Origin of the sequence: Ancylobacter mangrovi, from assembly GCF_024752355.1 — a bacterium.
Taxonomy (GTDB): Bacteria; Pseudomonadota; Alphaproteobacteria; order Rhizobiales; family Xanthobacteraceae; genus Ancylobacter; species Ancylobacter mangrovi.
In genome coordinates this window covers 86512-102487 of sequence record NZ_JANTHZ010000012.1, presented here as the reverse complement: position 1 = coordinate 102487, position 15976 = coordinate 86512, and the positions used below count along the sequence as shown (strand labels likewise).

General features: G+C 71.4%; 14 protein-coding genes. 7 read left to right on the top strand and 7 right to left on the bottom strand.

Annotation, left to right across the window (positions count from 1 at the left end; all coding sequences use genetic code 11):
* Positions 1 to 61 precede the first annotated feature (61 nt).
* A complete protein-coding gene (locus tag NVS89_RS20140; RefSeq protein WP_258734555.1) occupies positions 62 to 1480 on the top strand; it encodes a hypothetical protein in 1419 nt (472 codons plus the stop codon).
* The gene (locus NVS89_RS20135) at positions 1477 to 3093 is read left to right on the top strand and encodes a heme biosynthesis protein HemY (protein ID WP_258734554.1); all 1617 of its coding nucleotides are present in this window, start codon (positions 1477 to 1479) and stop codon (positions 3091 to 3093) included. The genes NVS89_RS20140 and NVS89_RS20135 overlap by 4 nt, the downstream gene beginning before the upstream one ends.
* A gap of 491 nt (positions 3094 to 3584) precedes the next feature.
* On the opposite strand, the gene cobT is transcribed toward NVS89_RS20135, so the two are convergent.
* From cobT to NVS89_RS20120, 3 genes are all read right to left on the bottom strand, one after another.
* Positions 3585 to 5573 (bottom strand): cobaltochelatase subunit CobT, encoded by a 1989-nt coding sequence (gene cobT / locus NVS89_RS20130; RefSeq protein WP_258734553.1) that lies wholly within the window; start codon positions 5571 to 5573, stop codon positions 3585 to 3587.
* A 169-nt stretch (positions 5574 to 5742) separates the two neighbouring features.
* Positions 5743 to 6726 (bottom strand): cobaltochelatase subunit CobS, encoded by a 984-nt coding sequence (cobS, locus tag NVS89_RS20125; protein ID WP_258734552.1) that lies wholly within the window; start codon positions 6724 to 6726, stop codon positions 5743 to 5745.
* Between the two features lie 52 nt (positions 6727 to 6778).
* Positions 6779 to 7399, bottom strand: coding sequence for a J domain-containing protein (locus tag NVS89_RS20120; protein WP_258734551.1), 621 nt, complete (start codon positions 7397 to 7399; stop codon positions 6779 to 6781).
* Positions 7400 to 7509: 110 nt separating this feature from the next.
* Between NVS89_RS20120 and NVS89_RS20115 the strand changes: the two genes are divergently transcribed.
* The gene (locus NVS89_RS20115) at positions 7510 to 7806 is read left to right on the top strand and encodes a BolA family protein (RefSeq protein WP_258734550.1); all 297 of its coding nucleotides are present in this window, start codon (positions 7510 to 7512) and stop codon (positions 7804 to 7806) included.
* A gap of 110 nt (positions 7807 to 7916) precedes the next feature.
* Here the strand turns inward: NVS89_RS20115 and NVS89_RS20110 are convergent, their stop codons facing one another.
* The 3 genes from NVS89_RS20110 to NVS89_RS20100 all read right to left on the bottom strand — a co-directional run bounded on the left by NVS89_RS20110 (position 7917) and on the right by NVS89_RS20100 (position 11039).
* The gene (locus tag NVS89_RS20110; RefSeq protein ID WP_258734549.1) at positions 7917 to 9191 is read right to left on the bottom strand and encodes an HlyC/CorC family transporter; all 1275 of its coding nucleotides are present in this window, start codon (positions 9189 to 9191) and stop codon (positions 7917 to 7919) included.
* A gap of 124 nt (positions 9192 to 9315) precedes the next feature.
* Positions 9316 to 10452 carry a 3-dehydroquinate synthase gene (aroB, locus tag NVS89_RS20105; protein WP_258734548.1) on the bottom strand — a complete coding sequence of 379 codons (1137 nt, stop codon included), beginning with the start codon at positions 10450 to 10452 and terminating at the stop codon, positions 9316 to 9318.
* Complete coding sequence (locus tag NVS89_RS20100) at positions 10449 to 11039, bottom strand: shikimate kinase (protein WP_258734547.1); 591 nt, start codon at positions 11037 to 11039, stop codon at positions 10449 to 10451. The genes aroB and NVS89_RS20100 overlap by 4 nt, the downstream gene beginning before the upstream one ends.
* Positions 11040 to 11179: 140 nt before the next feature.
* On the opposite strand from NVS89_RS20100, the gene NVS89_RS20095 reads away from it, so the two are divergent.
* From NVS89_RS20095 to NVS89_RS20080, 4 genes are all read left to right on the top strand, one after another.
* Entirely contained in the window at positions 11180 to 11323 is a 144-nt protein-coding gene (locus NVS89_RS20095; protein WP_258734546.1) for a hypothetical protein, read from the top strand.
* A gap of 30 nt (positions 11324 to 11353) precedes the next feature.
* Entirely contained in the window at positions 11354 to 12352 is a 999-nt protein-coding gene (locus tag NVS89_RS20090; protein WP_258734545.1) for a site-specific tyrosine recombinase XerD, read from the top strand.
* 116 nt (positions 12353 to 12468) lie between these two features.
* Positions 12469 to 13422 (top strand): acetyl-CoA carboxylase carboxyltransferase subunit alpha, encoded by a 954-nt coding sequence (locus NVS89_RS20085; RefSeq protein WP_258734544.1) that lies wholly within the window; start codon positions 12469 to 12471, stop codon positions 13420 to 13422.
* A 106-nt stretch (positions 13423 to 13528) separates the two neighbouring features.
* Positions 13529 to 15430: a L,D-transpeptidase family protein gene (locus NVS89_RS20080; RefSeq protein ID WP_258734543.1), complete on the top strand. Its 1902-nt coding sequence runs from the start codon at positions 13529 to 13531 to the stop codon at positions 15428 to 15430.
* 128 nt (positions 15431 to 15558) lie between these two features.
* On the opposite strand, the gene NVS89_RS20075 is transcribed toward NVS89_RS20080, so the two are convergent.
* Positions 15559 to 15960: a nuclear transport factor 2 family protein gene (locus tag NVS89_RS20075; RefSeq protein WP_258734542.1), complete on the bottom strand. Its 402-nt coding sequence runs from the start codon at positions 15958 to 15960 to the stop codon at positions 15559 to 15561.
* Positions 15961 to 15976: the final 16 nt, after the last annotated feature.

Sequence of the window (15976 nt, the reverse complement as noted above, 5' to 3'; positions counted from 1 at the left end):
CCCCCCGGTCTATCCCGGGAACCACGACCCGGCCCGCGCTTTATGTTCCAGAGGTATGCCCGTGGCGACTGACGATCCGACATTCGAGCCGAAGAACGATGGCGGAAAGAAAGGCGCGGGCAAATCGCGCCGCCGCCCGCCGCCGACGCTCGACCTCGCCGCCACTGAGGTGAAGTCGGCCGGTCCCAAGGCACCGGAGGACGAGGTTCCGCCCGCAGGTGCGCCCATCTCCGGAGAATCCGCGTCGCCGCAGACGGCGTCCGGCGAGACCGCCCCCGAGGGGACGGCGCCGCACGGCGCTTCCGGCAAGGTGCCGGTCCTCGACCTCGACGAGACGCCCGCCAAGGCCGACCCGAAGGACGAGACGGTGGTCGCCGCCACGCCCGAGACGCCGGCACCGGATGCGCCGGACACGGCTTCCGCGCCGGGCGACGGCGGCTCCGGGGACGATGCCGCCGAACCCGCGACGCCTCCCGTCGCCCCGCCGCCGCGCCGCCAGCTCGGCCTCGTCGGCGTGTCGATCGCGGCGCTGGTCGCCGGTCTGATCGGCGGCGCCTTCGCCTTCGCGGTGGCGTCCACCTTCTACGGCGCCAGCCAGAACGTCGACGCCATCACCGAGCTCGAGGCGCGCGCGCTCGACCTGCGCCAGCGGGTCGAGGCGATCGAGGCCAAGGAAAACGCGGCCCCGACCGGCGACGGCGGCGCCGTGCCGGCCGAGTTCGCCTCGCGGCTCGACAAGCTCGAGGCCGGGCTCGACACGCTCGGCAAGAAGGTCGACGCGCCGCCCGCCCCGCCGGCCGGCCTGTCGGAGCTGAGCGACCGGCTGGCCTCGCTCCAGAAGCGCGTCGAGGCGATGCCCGCCCCTGCGCCGGCCGCCTCGCCCGACGACCTCGCCGCGGCCAATGCCCGCGTCGACACGCTGGAGCAGCGTCTTTCCGCCCTTTCCACCGCCCAGGCGGCCGGGGAGCGCGGCCCGGCCCAGCTTCTCGCGCTCGACGCGCTGCAGGACGCGCTCGTCGCCAACCATCCCTTCGCCAGCGAGCTGAGCGTCGCGCAGTCGCTGCTCGGCGAGGAGGCGAGCGCGCTCGACCCGCTCAAGCCCATGGCGGCGAACGGCTTTCCCGGCGGCCGTGCGCTCGCCGCCGAGCTGAAGCAGGCGACCGCCCCCGCACCCGCCGAGGGCACGGCACCGGCGGCCTCGCCCGATGACGGGGTGATCGACCGGCTGATGAAAAGCGCGCAGGGCCTCGTCGCGGTGCGCCACACCGATGCCGCGCCGCCCGCGCTCGCCACCGCCGAGGCGGCTCTGATGCGCGGCGACTACGAGGCGGCGCTGACCGCCCTCCACGCGCTGCCGGAGGACACCCGCGCCGCCGCAGGCAAGGTGATCGCGACGGTTGAGGCACGGCAGGAGGCGCTCGGCAAAATCGCCGCGCTCAACCACCGAATTCTCGGTTCGCTGGCGGGAGGTGCGCAATGATCCGGCTCGTCGTCTATCTGCTGATCCTCGCCGGGATCGCCTTCGGCGTCGCCTGGCTCGCCGACCGTCCGGGCACCATCGCCATGGACTGGCAGGGCTGGCACATCGAGACCAGCGTGCTGGTGGCCGCGAGCGGCCTTCTGGTGCTGGTCGCGGCGGTGATCCTGCTGTGGTCGCTGCTGCGGCTGATCGTGCGCTCGCCCGACATGATCGCCGGCTCCTACCGCCAGCGCCGCCGCAACCGAGGCTGGGCGGCGATCTCGCGCGGGCTGGTCGCGGTCGGCTCGGGCGACACGCTCGGCGCCAAGCGCGCGGCCAACGACGCCCAGCGCCTGCTCGGACAGGAGCCGCTGACGCACCTGCTCACCGCGCAGGCAGCGCAGCTCTCGGGCGACGCGGCTGGCGCCGAGGCGACCTTCCGCGCCATGACCGAGACCACCTCGACCCGGATGCTCGGCCTGCGCGGCCTGCATGTCGAGGCGCGCCGTCGCGGCGACGCCAATGCGGCGCTGATGGCGGCGGAGGAAGCCGCCCGCTACGAGCCCGGTCTCGCCTGGGCGGCGGATGCGGTGATCGAGGCGCGCTGCCATGCCGGCGACTTCGCCGGCGCGCTGGCGGTGCTGGAGCGCGAGGCCGCCCATGGCGGGCTCGACCGCGCCGCGCATCGCCGCCGCCGTGCCGTGCTGCTGGCGGCGCAGGCGCAGGCGCTCGAGCTGGCCGATCCGGCGGTGGCGCGCGAGAAGGCGGTGGAGGCGACCCGCCTCGCGCCGACCCTTGTGCCCGCGGCCGAGGCCGCCGGCCGCCTGCTCGGCGCCAATGGCGACACGCGCAAGGCCGCCAAGGTGCTGGAGACCGCCTATGCGGCGACGCCGCACCCCGATCTCGCCGACGCCTATCTGCATTTGCGGCCCGGCGACTCCTCGCGCGAGCGGCTGAAGCGCATGCGCACCCTGACCGCGCGCATGCCGGCCCATGCCGAGAGCGCGTTGGCGCTCGCCCGCGCCGCGCTCGACGCGCAGGAGTTCGACGTCGCGCGAACCTCGCTCGGCCCGCTGCTGGGCGAGCCGTCGCAGCGCACCTGCCTGCTGATGGCGGAGCTGGAGGCGGCGGAGAATGGTGATGTCGGCAAGGCGCGCGAATGGACCGCGCGTGCGGTGCGCGCGCCGCGCGACCCGGCCTGGGTCGCCGACGGCGTGGTAGCGGAGAACTGGGGCCCGGTGTCGCCGGTGACCGGCAAGCTCGACGCCTTCGAGTGGCGGCTGCCGCCGGGCGTGGCGGCGACGCCGCTGCTGGAGAACGAGGCCGACCGGGTGAAGGCGGCGATCGCCGCCGCGCTGGAGAGCCGTGCGGCCAAGGAGATCAAGAACGAGGTGGAGAGCGCGGCCGCCGATGCCGCCGCCTTCGACCCCGCGCCGCTGAAGACCCCGCCGGCGGCCGATCCGGTGCCCAAGCCGATCGACACCCCCGCGCCGGTGCCGTCCCCGGCCGCCGCGCACCGTTCGGTGCCGCTGGCCCAGCCGGTGGTCGCCGCGCCGCACCTGCCGGACGATCCCGGCCCGGGCCCGTTTCCCGAGGACGAGACCAGCGAGAAGCGCGCGACCTTCGGCGTGTGATCGGGGGCCGCCCGTCCCGGCGGGCGGCGCCTCCCGCTCGCGCGGCAATGGGCCTCGGCTGCTGTGGGACAGGCAAAGAAAAAGGGCGCACCTTTCGGTACGCCCCGGCTCGTTCCAAAGAAAGAGCACCGCCAGATGCCGGCCGCTCGTCAGGCGACCGGAGGGAAAGACCGTGGCCGGAGTACATCCGTCCTGACCCCGGTCCGATCGGCGAGGCGCTGACGAGGCGCCAACATGCCGAAAGCCCTTTCTGGCGGGTTGAAGCCTATATGGGGGTGCATGCCCGCCGTTCAAGGGGGCGACGGGCGATTGCGGCGGGCATGTTTTCGCCGGTCTGAGAAGGCCTAGGCGCCGGCGACCGTCACCCGCGCGGATGTCCATCGAAAAGCGGCGATCCCGAAAAGGCAGGCGAGCGCATCGCCTGCGTTTTCCCGGACGCCACCTCTCGCCCGGAGCTTAAGCCGGCCTCTCTTCAGGCCGGCTCGCCCCGCTCAGTGCACGCGGCGCGTGGGGATCGGCGTCGCGCCGGCACCCGAAGCGCCTGCGCCGGAGCCCGCGAGGCGGATGCCGGGGCTCGGGCGCGAGGGCCGTCCGGCCATCTCCTTGCCGCCCTTGTCGCCGCGGGAGCGCTCGTCGAACAGCTCGGCCAGCTTCTCGGTCATGGCACCGCCCAGCTCCTCGGCGTCGACGATGGTGACCGCGCGCTTGTAGTAGCGCGTCACGTCATGGCCGATGCCGATGGCGATCAGCTCGACCGGGGACTTGTCCTCGATCTGCTGGATCACCCAGCGCAGGTGGCGCTCGAGATAGTTGCCCGGGTTCACCGAGAGGGTGGAATCGTCCACCGGCGCGCCGTCGGAGATCATCATCAGGATGCGGCGCGATTCATTGCGCGCCAGCAGGCGGTTATGCGCCCAGTCGAGCGCCTCGCCGTCGATGTTCTCCTTCAGCAGGCCCTCGCGCATCATCAGGCCGAGATTGCGCCGCGCCCGGCGCCAGGGGGCGTCGGCGGCCTTGTAGATGATGTGGCGCAGGTCGTTCAGGCGGCCGGGCGAGCCCGGCTTGCCGGAGGAGAGCCACGCTTCGCGCGCCTGCCCGCCCTTCCACGCCTTGGTGGTGAAGCCGAGGATCTCGACCTTCACCCCGCAGCGCTCGAGCGTGCGCGCCAGTATGTCCGCGCAGGCGGCGGCGACCGTGATCGGGCGCCCGCGCATCGAGCCGGAATTGTCGAGCAGGAGCGTCACCACCGTGTCGCGGAAGTCGGTGTCGCGCTCGCGCTTGAAGGAGAGCGGCTGCATCGGGTCGAGGATGACGCGGTGCAGGCGCGCCGGGTCGAGCATGCCTTCCTCGAGGTCGAACTCCCAGCCGCGGCTCTGCTGCGCCATCAGCCGGCGCTGCAGCCGGTTGGCGAGGCGTGCCACGATGCCCTGCAGATGGACGAGCTGCTTGTCGAGATAGGCGCGCAGCCGCGCCAGCTCCTCCGGGTCGCACAGCTCGTCCGCGTTCACCGTCTCGTCGAAGCGCGGGGTGAAGGGATGGTATTCGGGTGGGCGCGGCTCGCTGGGCACCGCGTTCTGCGGGCGCCAGGGCTCGGAGGATTCGTCGGATTCGCCGAGCTCGGTGTCGTCCGCCAGCTCGGAGCTGGGCTGCTCCTGCTGCTCCTCGCTCTCCTCCGGCGTCTGGTCGGAGGAAAGGTCGGTGTCGACCTCGGTGGTGCCTTCCGAGCTGTCCTCCTGGTCCGCCTCGCTGCCCTGCCCGGAATCCTCGTCCTGGCGGTCGTCGGCGTCGGTGGAGGGGTCGTTGTTCTCGTCGAACGGGGCGATGTCCTCGCCCATGCCGAGCGAGGAGAGCAGGTCGCGCATCGCCTCGGCGAAGCGGGACTGGTCGTCGGCCGAGCCGGCGAGCTCGTCCAGCGCCGCGCCGCCGCGCTCCTCGACGAAGCCGCGCCAGAGGTTCACCAGCTCGCGCGCGGCCGCAGGCGGGGCCATGCCGGTCATGCGCTCGCGCAGCATGAGCGAGAGCGCGTGCTCGATCGGCGCGTCGGAGCGGTCGGCGAGATTGGCGAAATTGGCCTTCTGGTAGCGGTCCTCCAGCATGGCCGAGAGGTTGAGCGCGACCCCGTCCATGCGCAGCGCGCCGAGCGCCTCGCAGCGGGTCTGCTCGGCGGCCTCGAAGGCGGCGCGGGCGGTCTGGCCCTGCGGCACCAGCCGGCGGTGCACCTTGGGGTCGTGGCAGGCGAGGCGCAGCGCCATCGAATCGGCGTGGCCGCGCATCACCGCCGCGTCCTGCTTGGACATGCGCCGGCCCGGCTCGGGCAGGCGGGCGCGCCCGTCCGCGAAGCCGGGACGCTCGGAGCCGTAGGTGACCTCGATCTCGCGGTCGCCGGCGATGGCGCGCAGGCAGCCGGTGACGGCGCGCTTGAGCGGCTCGGTCGGGGCCTCCTTGGGCGGTGTACGCGTCGGGCGGTTCGAGGTGGTCATGGCAGTCGCCTTGTCTGTGGCGTCACCTCCCCCGGGCGGGGGAGGGCGTCTCGAATTTCCGTTCCGGCGGGGCAGGGCGGCCCGCCGCGCCGGAGGCCGGCACGCGCGCCGCGCCGCCCCGTCCCTCTCCCCGGCCGTTCACGGGCCGGGAGAGGGCGCGGGCGCCGGGTCAGGACAGCACGACGTTGACGGCGGATTCGGCCAGTTCCTTGCCGAAGCAGCGCTGGTAGAACTCCGCCACCAGCGGGCGCTCCAGCTCGTCGCACTTGTTGAGGAAGGTCACGCGGAAGGAGAAAGCGAGGTCCTGGAAGATCTCGGCGTTCTCCGCCCAGGTGATCACGGTGCGCGGGCTCATCACCGTCGACAGGTCGCCATTGACGAAGGCCTGGCGGGTGAGGTCGGCGAGGCGCACCATGCGCGAGACCGTGTCGCGGCCTTCCGGCGTCTGCATCTGCTTGGCCTTGGAGACGACGATGTCGACCTCCTTGTCGTGCGCCAGGTAGTTCAGCGAGGTGACGATGGACCAGCGGTCCATCTGCGCCTGGTTGATCTGCTGCGTGCCGTGATAGAGGCCCGTCGTGTCGCCGAGGCCGATCGTGTTGGCGGTGGCGAACAGGCGGAACGCGCCGTGCGGGCGGATGACGCGGTTCTGGTCGAGCAGCGTCAGCCGGCCCGAGCTCTCCAGCACGCGCTGGATCACGAACATCACGTCCGGGCGGCCCGCGTCGTACTCGTCGAACACCAGCGCGACGTTGTTCTGGTAGGCCCAGGGCAGGATGCCGTCGCGGAACTCGGTGACCTGCAGGCCATCCTTCACCACGATCGCGTCCTTGCCGATCAGGTCGATGCGGCTGATGTGGCTGTCGAGGTTGACGCGCACGCAGGGCCAGTTGAGGCGGGCCGCGACCTGCTCGATATGGCTCGACTTGCCGGTGCCGTGATAGCCGGTGACCATGACGCGCCGGTTGTGGGCGAAGCCTGCCAGGATGGCGAGGGTGGTCGGGCGGTCGAACAGGTAGTCGGGGTCGACCTCCGGCACGTACTCGTCCGGCTCGGCATAGGCCGGCACGTCGAGATCCACGTCGATGCCGAACACCTGCCGGACCGAAACCTTCATGTCCGGCAGCGCGGGTTGCGTGTGCGAGGCAGTCATTCTTCCTCCGTTACCGGGCTTCTGCCGCGGGCTGGTCTGGCGGACGGCGTTGCTAGCAGTAGCCCGCGCTCTTGAGATGATTATAGGCCTGGATGACGTCGCGCAGGCGGTCCTCGGTCGAAATGTCGCCGCCATTGGCGTCCGGATGGTATTTCTTCACCAGAAGCTTGAACCGCGCCTTGATCTCCTGCGGCGTGGCCGAGATCTCGACGCCGAGCGATTCAAAGGCCCGGCGCTCGGCATTGCGGATCATCCGGTTCTCGCGCGGGGCCTCCGGCTCGGGTCGTTCGCTGCCGCCGACCTCGCCGAACATGCCGAACGGGTCGACAAAGCCTTCCGGCTGGTGGTGGCGGGCATAGGCCCGGCGTTCCGAATCGCCGCCGCGCGATCCCATCTTCCAGGTCGGCCGATGGCCGGTCATGGCATCCTTCTGATAGGCCATGACGTCTTCGTCCGGCATGCCGGAGAAGTAGTTGTAGGACTGGTTGTACTCGCGCACGTGATCGAAACAGTAGCGCCAGAACTGGCCCTCGCGGTCGCGGCCCTTCGGCGCGCGATGGGTCGCCGGATTGCAGCACCCCTGCCATTCGCAGACGGGGCCTTCCGCCTTAAGGCGACGATCGCGGTCCGGCTTCACGCGGATGCGGTCGAATATGGGGGAGTCGAACTTCATGACGGATCGATTATGCTTCTGCCGGGCCAGGTATACAAGAAACCGCGGCGCCGTCACCGTCCGTTCGGACGATATTGACGCCGGGCCGTTGGACGGATACCGCAGCGACCATGAGCGCCACCCCTGATCGTACCGATGCCGTTGCCGAAGCGCTGGCCCGCGTGCGGGCGGCGCTGGCCGAACTCTCGCCCCAGGTGCTCGAGCTCGAGGACGAGAGTCATCGGCATGAAGGCCATGGCGGGCACCGTGCGGGACATCTCACTCATCTTCGTGTGCGGATCGTGGCGGAGGCGTTCCGCGGTCAGAACCGTCTCGCCCGGCATCGCATCGTGAACGGCCTGCTGGCGGACGAGATCGCCCGCGGCCTGCACGCCCTCGCGATCGAGGCCTCGGCTCCGGGCGAATAGGCCCGGCGCGGCGCGCCTGCGTTCGATGCCGGGAGACTGGCCCAGCCTATATGGGGCGTGCACGCGCCAATTCCAGCGTATCGCGAGCGATAGGTTCCCCGTCCCGCGCCTCAGGCCGGGCGCGGCAGCGGGCTCACCCGCAGCAGGGTGATGCGGTTGCGCTGCTTGCGCATCACCTGGAAGCGGAAGCCGTGGAAGATGAAGGCCTGGCCCGGCTCGGGAATGATGCGCGCCTCGTGGATGACGAGGCCGGCGATGGTGGTGGCCTCCTCGTCCGGCAGCTCCCAGCCCATGGCGCGGTTGAGGTCGCGGATCGCCATCGAGCCTTCCACGCTCACCGAGCCGTCCGGGTTGCGGCGCGCGCCGGCGAAGGCCTTGTCGTGCTCGTCGGAGATGTCGCCGACGATCTCCTCCAGGATGTCCTCCAGCGTCACGAGCCCCATCACCTCGCCATACTCGTCGACGACGAGGGCGAAGTGCTGCTTGCGGCGGCGGAACGCCTTGAGCTGGTCGGCGAGCGAGGTGACGTCCGGCACGAACCAGGCGGGCAGGGCGATCTTCTCGATGTCCAGCCCGGCGATGTCGTTGCCGATGGTGCGCAGCTCGCGCAGCAGGTCCTTGGCGTGCAGCACGCCGACGATGTTGTCGGGGCGCTCGCGCCACAGCGGCAGGCGGGTGAAGGGGGAGGCCAGCACCTCGTTCACCAGCTTCTCGGGCGGCTCGTCGGCGTTGAGGCTCGCCATCTTGGTGCGGTGGACCATGATGTCGGAGACCTCCAGCTCGCCGAGGTCGAGCAGGCCACCGAGCATGTCGCGCTCGTCCTTCACCACGCTGCCCTCACGGTGCAGCAGGTCGACCGCGCCGCGCAGCTCCTCGGCGGCGGTGAGCACGCTCTTGGTCTTGCCGACCGGCACCCCGACGGCGCCCAGCAGCGCGCGCACCAGCGCCTCGATGGCGAGGGTGAGCGGCCCGAACAGGCTGACGATGGCGCGGATCGGCCGCGCCACCATCAGCGACACGCTGTCGGGATGGTTGAGGGCGATGGTCTTGGGCAGCACCTCGGAGAAGATGACGACGATGATCGTCATGCCGAGCGTCGCATAGGCGATGCCGGCCGAGCCGAACCAGGCCAGCAGCAGGCCGGTGGCGAGCGAGGAGGCGGCGATGTTGACGAGGTTGTTGCCGAGCAGGATGCCGCCGATCAGCCGCTCCCGGCGCTCCATCATGCGGTTGACGAGGGTGGCCCGCTTGTCGCCGTTCTTCTCCAGCGCGTGCATGCGCGCCTTGGAGGAGGCGGTGAGGGCGGTCTCGCTGCCCGAGAAGAAGAAGGACAGCAGCAGACAGACGGCGACAGCACCGAGAGCCAGCCAGTCATAGGTCGTCAATGGGCCCTCCCGGGATTCGGCTTCCCCAGCTCTGGTGCCGCTCCCTGCCCGGACCGGCGGGGCGGCAGCGACGATGTGCGCGCGCGGCCCGAGGGTCCGCCCGCCCGTTTCTAGCCTGCGCGTCTCAGCCGGCGGCGCGCTCACGGTCGAGGAAGGCGCGCACGGCGGCCGGGTCGACGTCGCGGGCGATGAAGCACCGGCCGATGCCGTGGGTGAGGATGAAGGTCAGCGAGCCGCGCGAGACCTTCTTGTCCTGCGCGATCAGGTCCATCAGCCCGTCCGTGTCCGGCAGCGCGCCGGGAATGTCGGCGATGCGGGTCGGCAGGCCGACCGACTTGAGATGGCGCGCCACCCGCTCGGCGTCCTCGGCGCTGCACAGGCCTTGGCTGGCGGAGAAGCGGAACGCCTGCGCGGTGCCGATCGCCACCGCCTCGCCGTGGAGAAGGCGCGAGGAGAAGCCCGCGCCCGCCTCCAGCGCGTGGCCGAAGGTGTGGCCGAGATTGAGCAGGGCGCGGTCGCCGGTCTCCTTCTCGTCGCGGGCGACCACGGCCGCCTTGGCGGCGCAGCTGCTGGCGATCGCCTCGATCCGCGCCGGGCCGCCGCCGAACACGTCCTGCCACCGGCGCTCCAGCCAGGCGAAGAAGGGCGCGTTGTCGATCAACGCGCATTTGGCCACCTCGGCATAGCCGGCGCGGAACTCGCGCAGGGGCAGTGTGCCGAGCACGTCGGTGTCGGCCAGCACCAGGATCGGCTGGTGGAAGGCGCCGACGAGGTTCTTGCCGTGGCGCGAATTGATGCCGGTCTTGCCGCCGACCGAGGAATCCACCTGCGCCAGCAGGCTGGTCGGCACCTGCACGAAATCGACCCCGCGCCGAAGCGAGGCTGCCGCGAAGCCGGCGAGGTCGCCCACGACGCCGCCGCCCAGCGCCAGCACCAGGTCGCGCCGCTCGATGCGGCTTTCCAGCAGCGCGTCGACCACCTGCTCGAACACGCCGTAGCTCTTCGACTTCTCGCCCGGCTCGACCACGACCGCCGAGGGGGTGAGGCCGGCGGAGCGCAGCGAGTCCTCGAGCGTGGCGAGATGGCGTTCGGCGACGTTGCGGTCCGTGACGATGCCCACCCGCGCGCCCGGCCGCAGCGCGGCGATGCGCGCGCCGGCCTCGGCGAGCAGGCGCGGGCCGATGACGATGTCGTAGGAGCGCTCGCCGAGCTGTACCGGCAGCGTAGTGACATCGTTGGAAAGAATGGCGGCTTCACTCACGCGTCTGCTCCCGTCCCGCTGCCGCCGAGATGGCGGTCGAGCGCCTCGATAACCTCGTCCACCATCACTTCCTGCGGCACGTCGCGCGAGGTGACGGTGACGGCCGCCCCGGCATAGACCGGATAGCGCTCATCGATCAGCCGCGCCAGCGTGCCGGCGGGGTCCTCGGTGCGCAGCAGCGGCCGGTCGTCGCGCCGGCGCACCCGGCGCAGCAGCAGGTCGAGGTCGGCCTTCAGCCACACCGAGACGGCGGCGTCGGCGATGGCGGCGCGCGTCTGCGCGTTCATATAGGCACCGCCGCCGGTCGCGAGCACCCCCGGGCCGCCTTCCAGAAGGCGGGCGATCACCTTCTTCTCGCCGTCGCGGAACGCCGTCTCGCCGTGATGGGCGAAGATTTCCGGGATCGACATGCCCGCGGCCTGCTCGATCTCGGTGTCGGCATCGGCGAAGGGCAGGGCGAGCCGGCGGGCGAGGCGCTTGCCCACCGACGACTTGCCCGCCCCCATCATGCCGACCAGCACTATGGAGCGCGTGCCCAGCAGCTCGCGCAGCCTCGCCGCCCTGGCGTCGTCGAAATCGGTCGTCATCGCCCGTGTCCGTTGCTCGCTGGCGACCTATCATTGGCGATCCGGGGACGCAATGTGGCGCTGCTGCTTCCTTATGCCGGCCGAAACGCTCTAGCATGGGCCATTCCGGACTCATCGATTCGAACGGTCGTGCATCGCCCATGCCGAGCCTTATCCGTCTCCTCGTCATTCTCGCCCTGCTCGGGGGCATCGGCTACGGCACGCTGTGGGCCTTCGCCAATCTCGTCCATCCGCAGCCGCGGGAGATGAACCTGACGGTGCCGCAGGACCGCTTCGCCAAATGAGCCCGCGCGCGCCATGAGGGGATCGGCGCCATGACGGGAAGCGCGCGGGCGTTCCTCGACATGCTCGCCGCCGAGCGCGGGGCGGGCGCCAACACGCTCTCCGCCTATGGCCGGGACCTCGATGACTACGAGGCCTTCCTGCTCGACCGGGGGCTGGAGGCGGGCGCGGCGACCACCGAGGACATCCGTGCCTTCCTCGCCGAGCTCGACCGGCGCGGGCTCGCGGGCGCCAGCGTCGCGCGCAAGCTCTCCGCGATCCGCCAGTTCCACCGCTTCCTCTATGTCGAGGGCCATCGCGGCGACGATCCGGCGGCCGTGCTGGAAGGCCCGCGCCGGGTGCGCCCGCTGCCAAAGGTGCTGGCCGAGGCGGAGGTGACACGGCTGATCGAGATCGCGCATGAGCGCGCCCGGGCCGAGGCGCCGACGCCGGGCGAGGCGGCGCGACGCGCGCGCGTCGCCTGCTTCATCGAGCTGCTCTACGCGACCGGGCTGCGCGTGTCCGAGCTCGCGGCGCTGCCCGCTTCCGCCGCCGGGCTGAAGGGCGAGGCGATCATCGTGCGCGGCAAGGGAAACAAGGAGCGGCTGGTGCCGCTCGGGGACGCGGCAAAGGCCGCCATGCGCGCCTATGGCGAGGCGATGGCGAAAGCCGCCGAGGCGAGGACGTCCGGCGAGAAGACCCGCGAGGGCCGGGCGGCGGGCGCCCAGGCCGCGAAGGCGGGCGGGCCGGGGGCGCGCTGGCTGTTTCCTTCCGGCGCGGCGAGCGGGCACGTCACCCGCCAGCAGGTGGCGCTCGACCTCAAGGATCTCGCGCTCGCCGCCGGCATCGACCCGGCGCGTATCTCGCCCCACGTGCTGCGCCACGCCTTCGCCAGCCACCTGCTGGCGCACGGGGCGGAATTGCGCATCGTGCAGACGCTGCTCGGGCACAGCGACATCTCGACCACGCAAATCTATACCCACGTACTAGACGAGCGGCTGAAAAGCCTCGTGCGCGACCTTCATCCGCTCGGCTCGGAGGAAAGCGAGTAACCCAAATGCCGGGCCTGCCTTGACGTCGCCCACCTATCCGGGCAGCTTCCGCCCGTTTCCGCCGGCTGCTCGTCCGGGCGCCCCACTCTCCTTTCCCCCGGTTCCATCGACAATCAATGCGAAGCTACCTCGATTTTGAAAAGCCCGTGGCCGAGCTCGAGGCCAAGCTGGAAGAACTGCGCGCCATGGCGGCGCAGGGCGACGCGGTCGCCATCGGGGACGACATCGTCCGTCTCGAGGGCAAGGCGCAGGACGCGCTGACCCAGCTCTATGCCAGCCTCACGCCGTGGCAGAAGACGCAGGTGGCGCGCCATCCGATGCGCCCGCACTTCTCCGACTATGCGAGCGCGCTGTTCGAGGAGTTCACCCCGCTGGCCGGCGACCGCAAGTTCGGCGACGACGCGGCGATCGTCGGCGGGCTGGCGCGCTTCCGCGGGCAGGCGGTGTGCCTGATCGGCCATGAGAAGGGCTCCACCACCGAGACCCGGATCAAGCACAATTTCGGCATGGCGCGCCCCGAGGGCTACCGCAAGGCGGTGCGCCTGATGGAGCTCGCCGACCGCTTCGAGCTGCCCGTGGTGTCGCTGGTCGACACGGCCGGCGCCTTCCCCGGCCTCGACGCCGAGGAGCGCGGGCAGGCCGAGGCGATCGCCCGCTCGACCGATGCGTGCCTCGCGCTCGGCGTCCCCAATGTCGCCGTGATCATCGGCGAGGGTGGTTCGGGCGGAGCGATCGCGATCGCCACGGCGAACCGGGTCCTGATGCTGGAACACGCGATCTACAGCGTGATCTCGCCCGAGGGGGCGGCCTCGATCCTGTGGCGCGACACCGCGAAGGCGCAGGAAGCGGCGATGAACATGAAGATCACCGCGCAGGATCTGGCGCGCCTTCACATCGTCGACTCGGTCATCGCCGAGCCGGTGGGCGGGGCGCATCGCGATCCCGAGGCGGCGATGGTCGCGACCGGAGACGCCATCGAAGCGGCGTTGCGCGAGCTCGAGGGCCTGGACCCGCGGGGCCTGCGCAAGGCGAGGCGCGAGAAGTTCCTCGCCATAGGGCGCAATCTCTGAGGGGTATCCCGGCCGGGTTGCGGTAGGGTACGACCGAGGGTAACGCTTTCGAATCGGGTTCGTCTTGTTCGAGGACGAGCGGGGAGTGGTGAAGGTGAGCCTTCCGGTGTTGTCTCGGCTCTTCGGCGCAGGAGCGGGTGCGCGCTGGCGCATGGCCCTGCTCGGCGGCTGCGCCGCACTCGCCCTTGCCGCCTGCACCGGCGACGAATCCCCTTCCATCAACGCCAAGGCGATGAAGGCGCTCTCGCCGCAGACGCTGGCGCTGATCAGCGACAAGGGCATGTCCAAGGACAGCCCGATCGTCGTGCGCATCTACAAGGAAGAATCGGAGCTTGAGGTCTGGAAGCAGACCACGAGCGGCGACTACGCGCTGCTCAAGACCTATCCGATCTGCCGCTGGTCCGGCGAACTCGGCCCCAAGGTGAAGGAAGGCGACCGGCAGGCGCCGGAGGGCTTCTACACCATCACCCCCGGCCAGATGAACCCGAACTCCAGCTACTACCTGTCGTTCGATCTCGGCTTTCCCAACGCCTATGACCGTGCCTGGGGCCGCACCGGCTCGAACCTGATGGTGCATGGCGACTGCTCCTCGCGCGGCTGCTACGCGATGACCGACGAGCAGGTTCAGGAGATCTTCGCGCTCGGCCGCGAGAGCTTCCGGGGCGGGCAGCGCGCCTTCCAGGTGCAGGCCTATCCGTTCCGCATGACGGCGGACAATCTGGTCCGCCACCGCAACAACCCGAACCTCGCCTTCTGGAAGATGCTGAAGCGCGGCAGCGACACGTTCGAGCTGACCAAGCAGCCGCCGAAGGTCGACTATTGCAGCAAGCGCTACGTGTTCGACGCGACGCCGGTCGATCCGGGCCGGCGCTTCGACGCTTCCTTGCCCTGCCCGGAATACACCCAGCCCGAGGGTCTCGCCGAGACGCTGGCCGCGCGCGCCCGGCAGGTCGACACCCAGATCGCCAGCGCCGGCCCGCTCGCGCCCGTCGCCCCGGTCACGACCGGCAAGGACGGCGGCATGAACAAGGTGTTCCTCGCCAAGCTGGCCAATCCCGAGCTTTCCGCGCCCGGCTCGCTGCCGGCGGTGGTGAAGCCGCCGGGGAGCGACTATGGCGTCGCCACCAACGAGCCGGCGCCGGAGGACACGATCGCGCTCGCCAAGGCCGATATGGTGCCGGTGAGCGCCGACGTGCCGCTGCCCACGCCCCGCCCGGACGATGCGCCGGGGGCAGGCACGCAGGTGGCGTCCTCCGCCGAGCAGCCCTCCTTCCTCAGCCGGTTGATCCCGAGCTCGACCGCCCGCGAGGCCGCGTCCTCCGCCGTGCCACAGGACGCGCCGGCGGCCGGCAACGCGGCGCCCGCATCGGCGCAGGTCGCCTCGCTCGAATCCGGCGGCGGCTTCCTCGACAGCGTGCGCAGCCTGTTCAGCCGGAGCGGCGAGAACCCGGATGCCTCGGCCACAGCCGCGGCGCCGGTCACCGAGGCGCCTACCGGCGAGACGTCGAGCGGCTTCTCGTTCGGCCGCCTGTTCGGCGGCGGCTCCTCCGAGCCGGCGCCGAGCGCCGCGATGCCCGTCGACGCGCCGGTGCCGCCGGAACGTCCGGCCGTGCCCGCGCAAAGCTCGGCGCGCCCGGCCGCGCCGGCCCGGACCGCCGCGGTCCCGACCCAGGCGCCGCGTCCGGCACCTGCCGCACCGGGCCAGCGCCCGGCGGCCACGACCACGACGTCCTCCGCCGCCCCGGCGACGCCGCAGCAGCCCAGGCGCATGCCGGTGGTGCCGAGCCCCGGCCAGGCGGCGGCACAGGCCTATTACGAGACGCTTTCGGGTTCGCCGGCGACGGCGACCGCTCCCGCGTCCGGCTCCGCCGCTGGGCCGGCGCTGCGGCCCTCGGTCGCCGCGAACGGGCAGGAAGCGCTTTATGGCACCACGCCCGCCCGCACGGAATCGGGCCTGCCCGGCGCCAGTATCCTGTCGCCCGGCGGCTTCTCCTCCTCGGTGCAGTGACGGCGGCCGGCAGGCAGCCTTGCGCGGCCGCGCCGGTTTTCAGATTCAGGTGGATATGAGTTGCCCCGGGACGATCCGTCCGGGGAAGGCGCGCCCCATGCGGCGCGTCGCGGAAGCCTGCCCGCCGCTCAGGCGATGAAGGTCGACTGGGTCGAGACGACGCGCCAGTCGCCGGCGATGCGCCGCCACACGCGCGAGTAGCGCATCGTCGCCGAGAAGGCGACGCCGGCCGCGTGGCCGCGCACATCCACCCGCACCACCGCGAGCCCGGCGTCCTCGCTGATCGCGCGCAGCCGGATGTCCGAGAAGACCAGCCGCGTGAGCTTCAGCGCGCCGGTGCGGTGGAGGTCGATGTCGTCCTGCTTGGAGAGGAACTGCCCGTTCTGGTCGACATAGATCAGGTCGTCGGCGAGGATCCGGTCGAGCGCTGCGACATTGCCGTGCAGCGCGGCGTGGCGCAGGCGCTGCTCGGCCGCCTCGATCTCGGCGAGGATGTCCTCCGATGGCGGGCCGGCTTCCGACGCGCTCATGAGGACATCCCGCTCA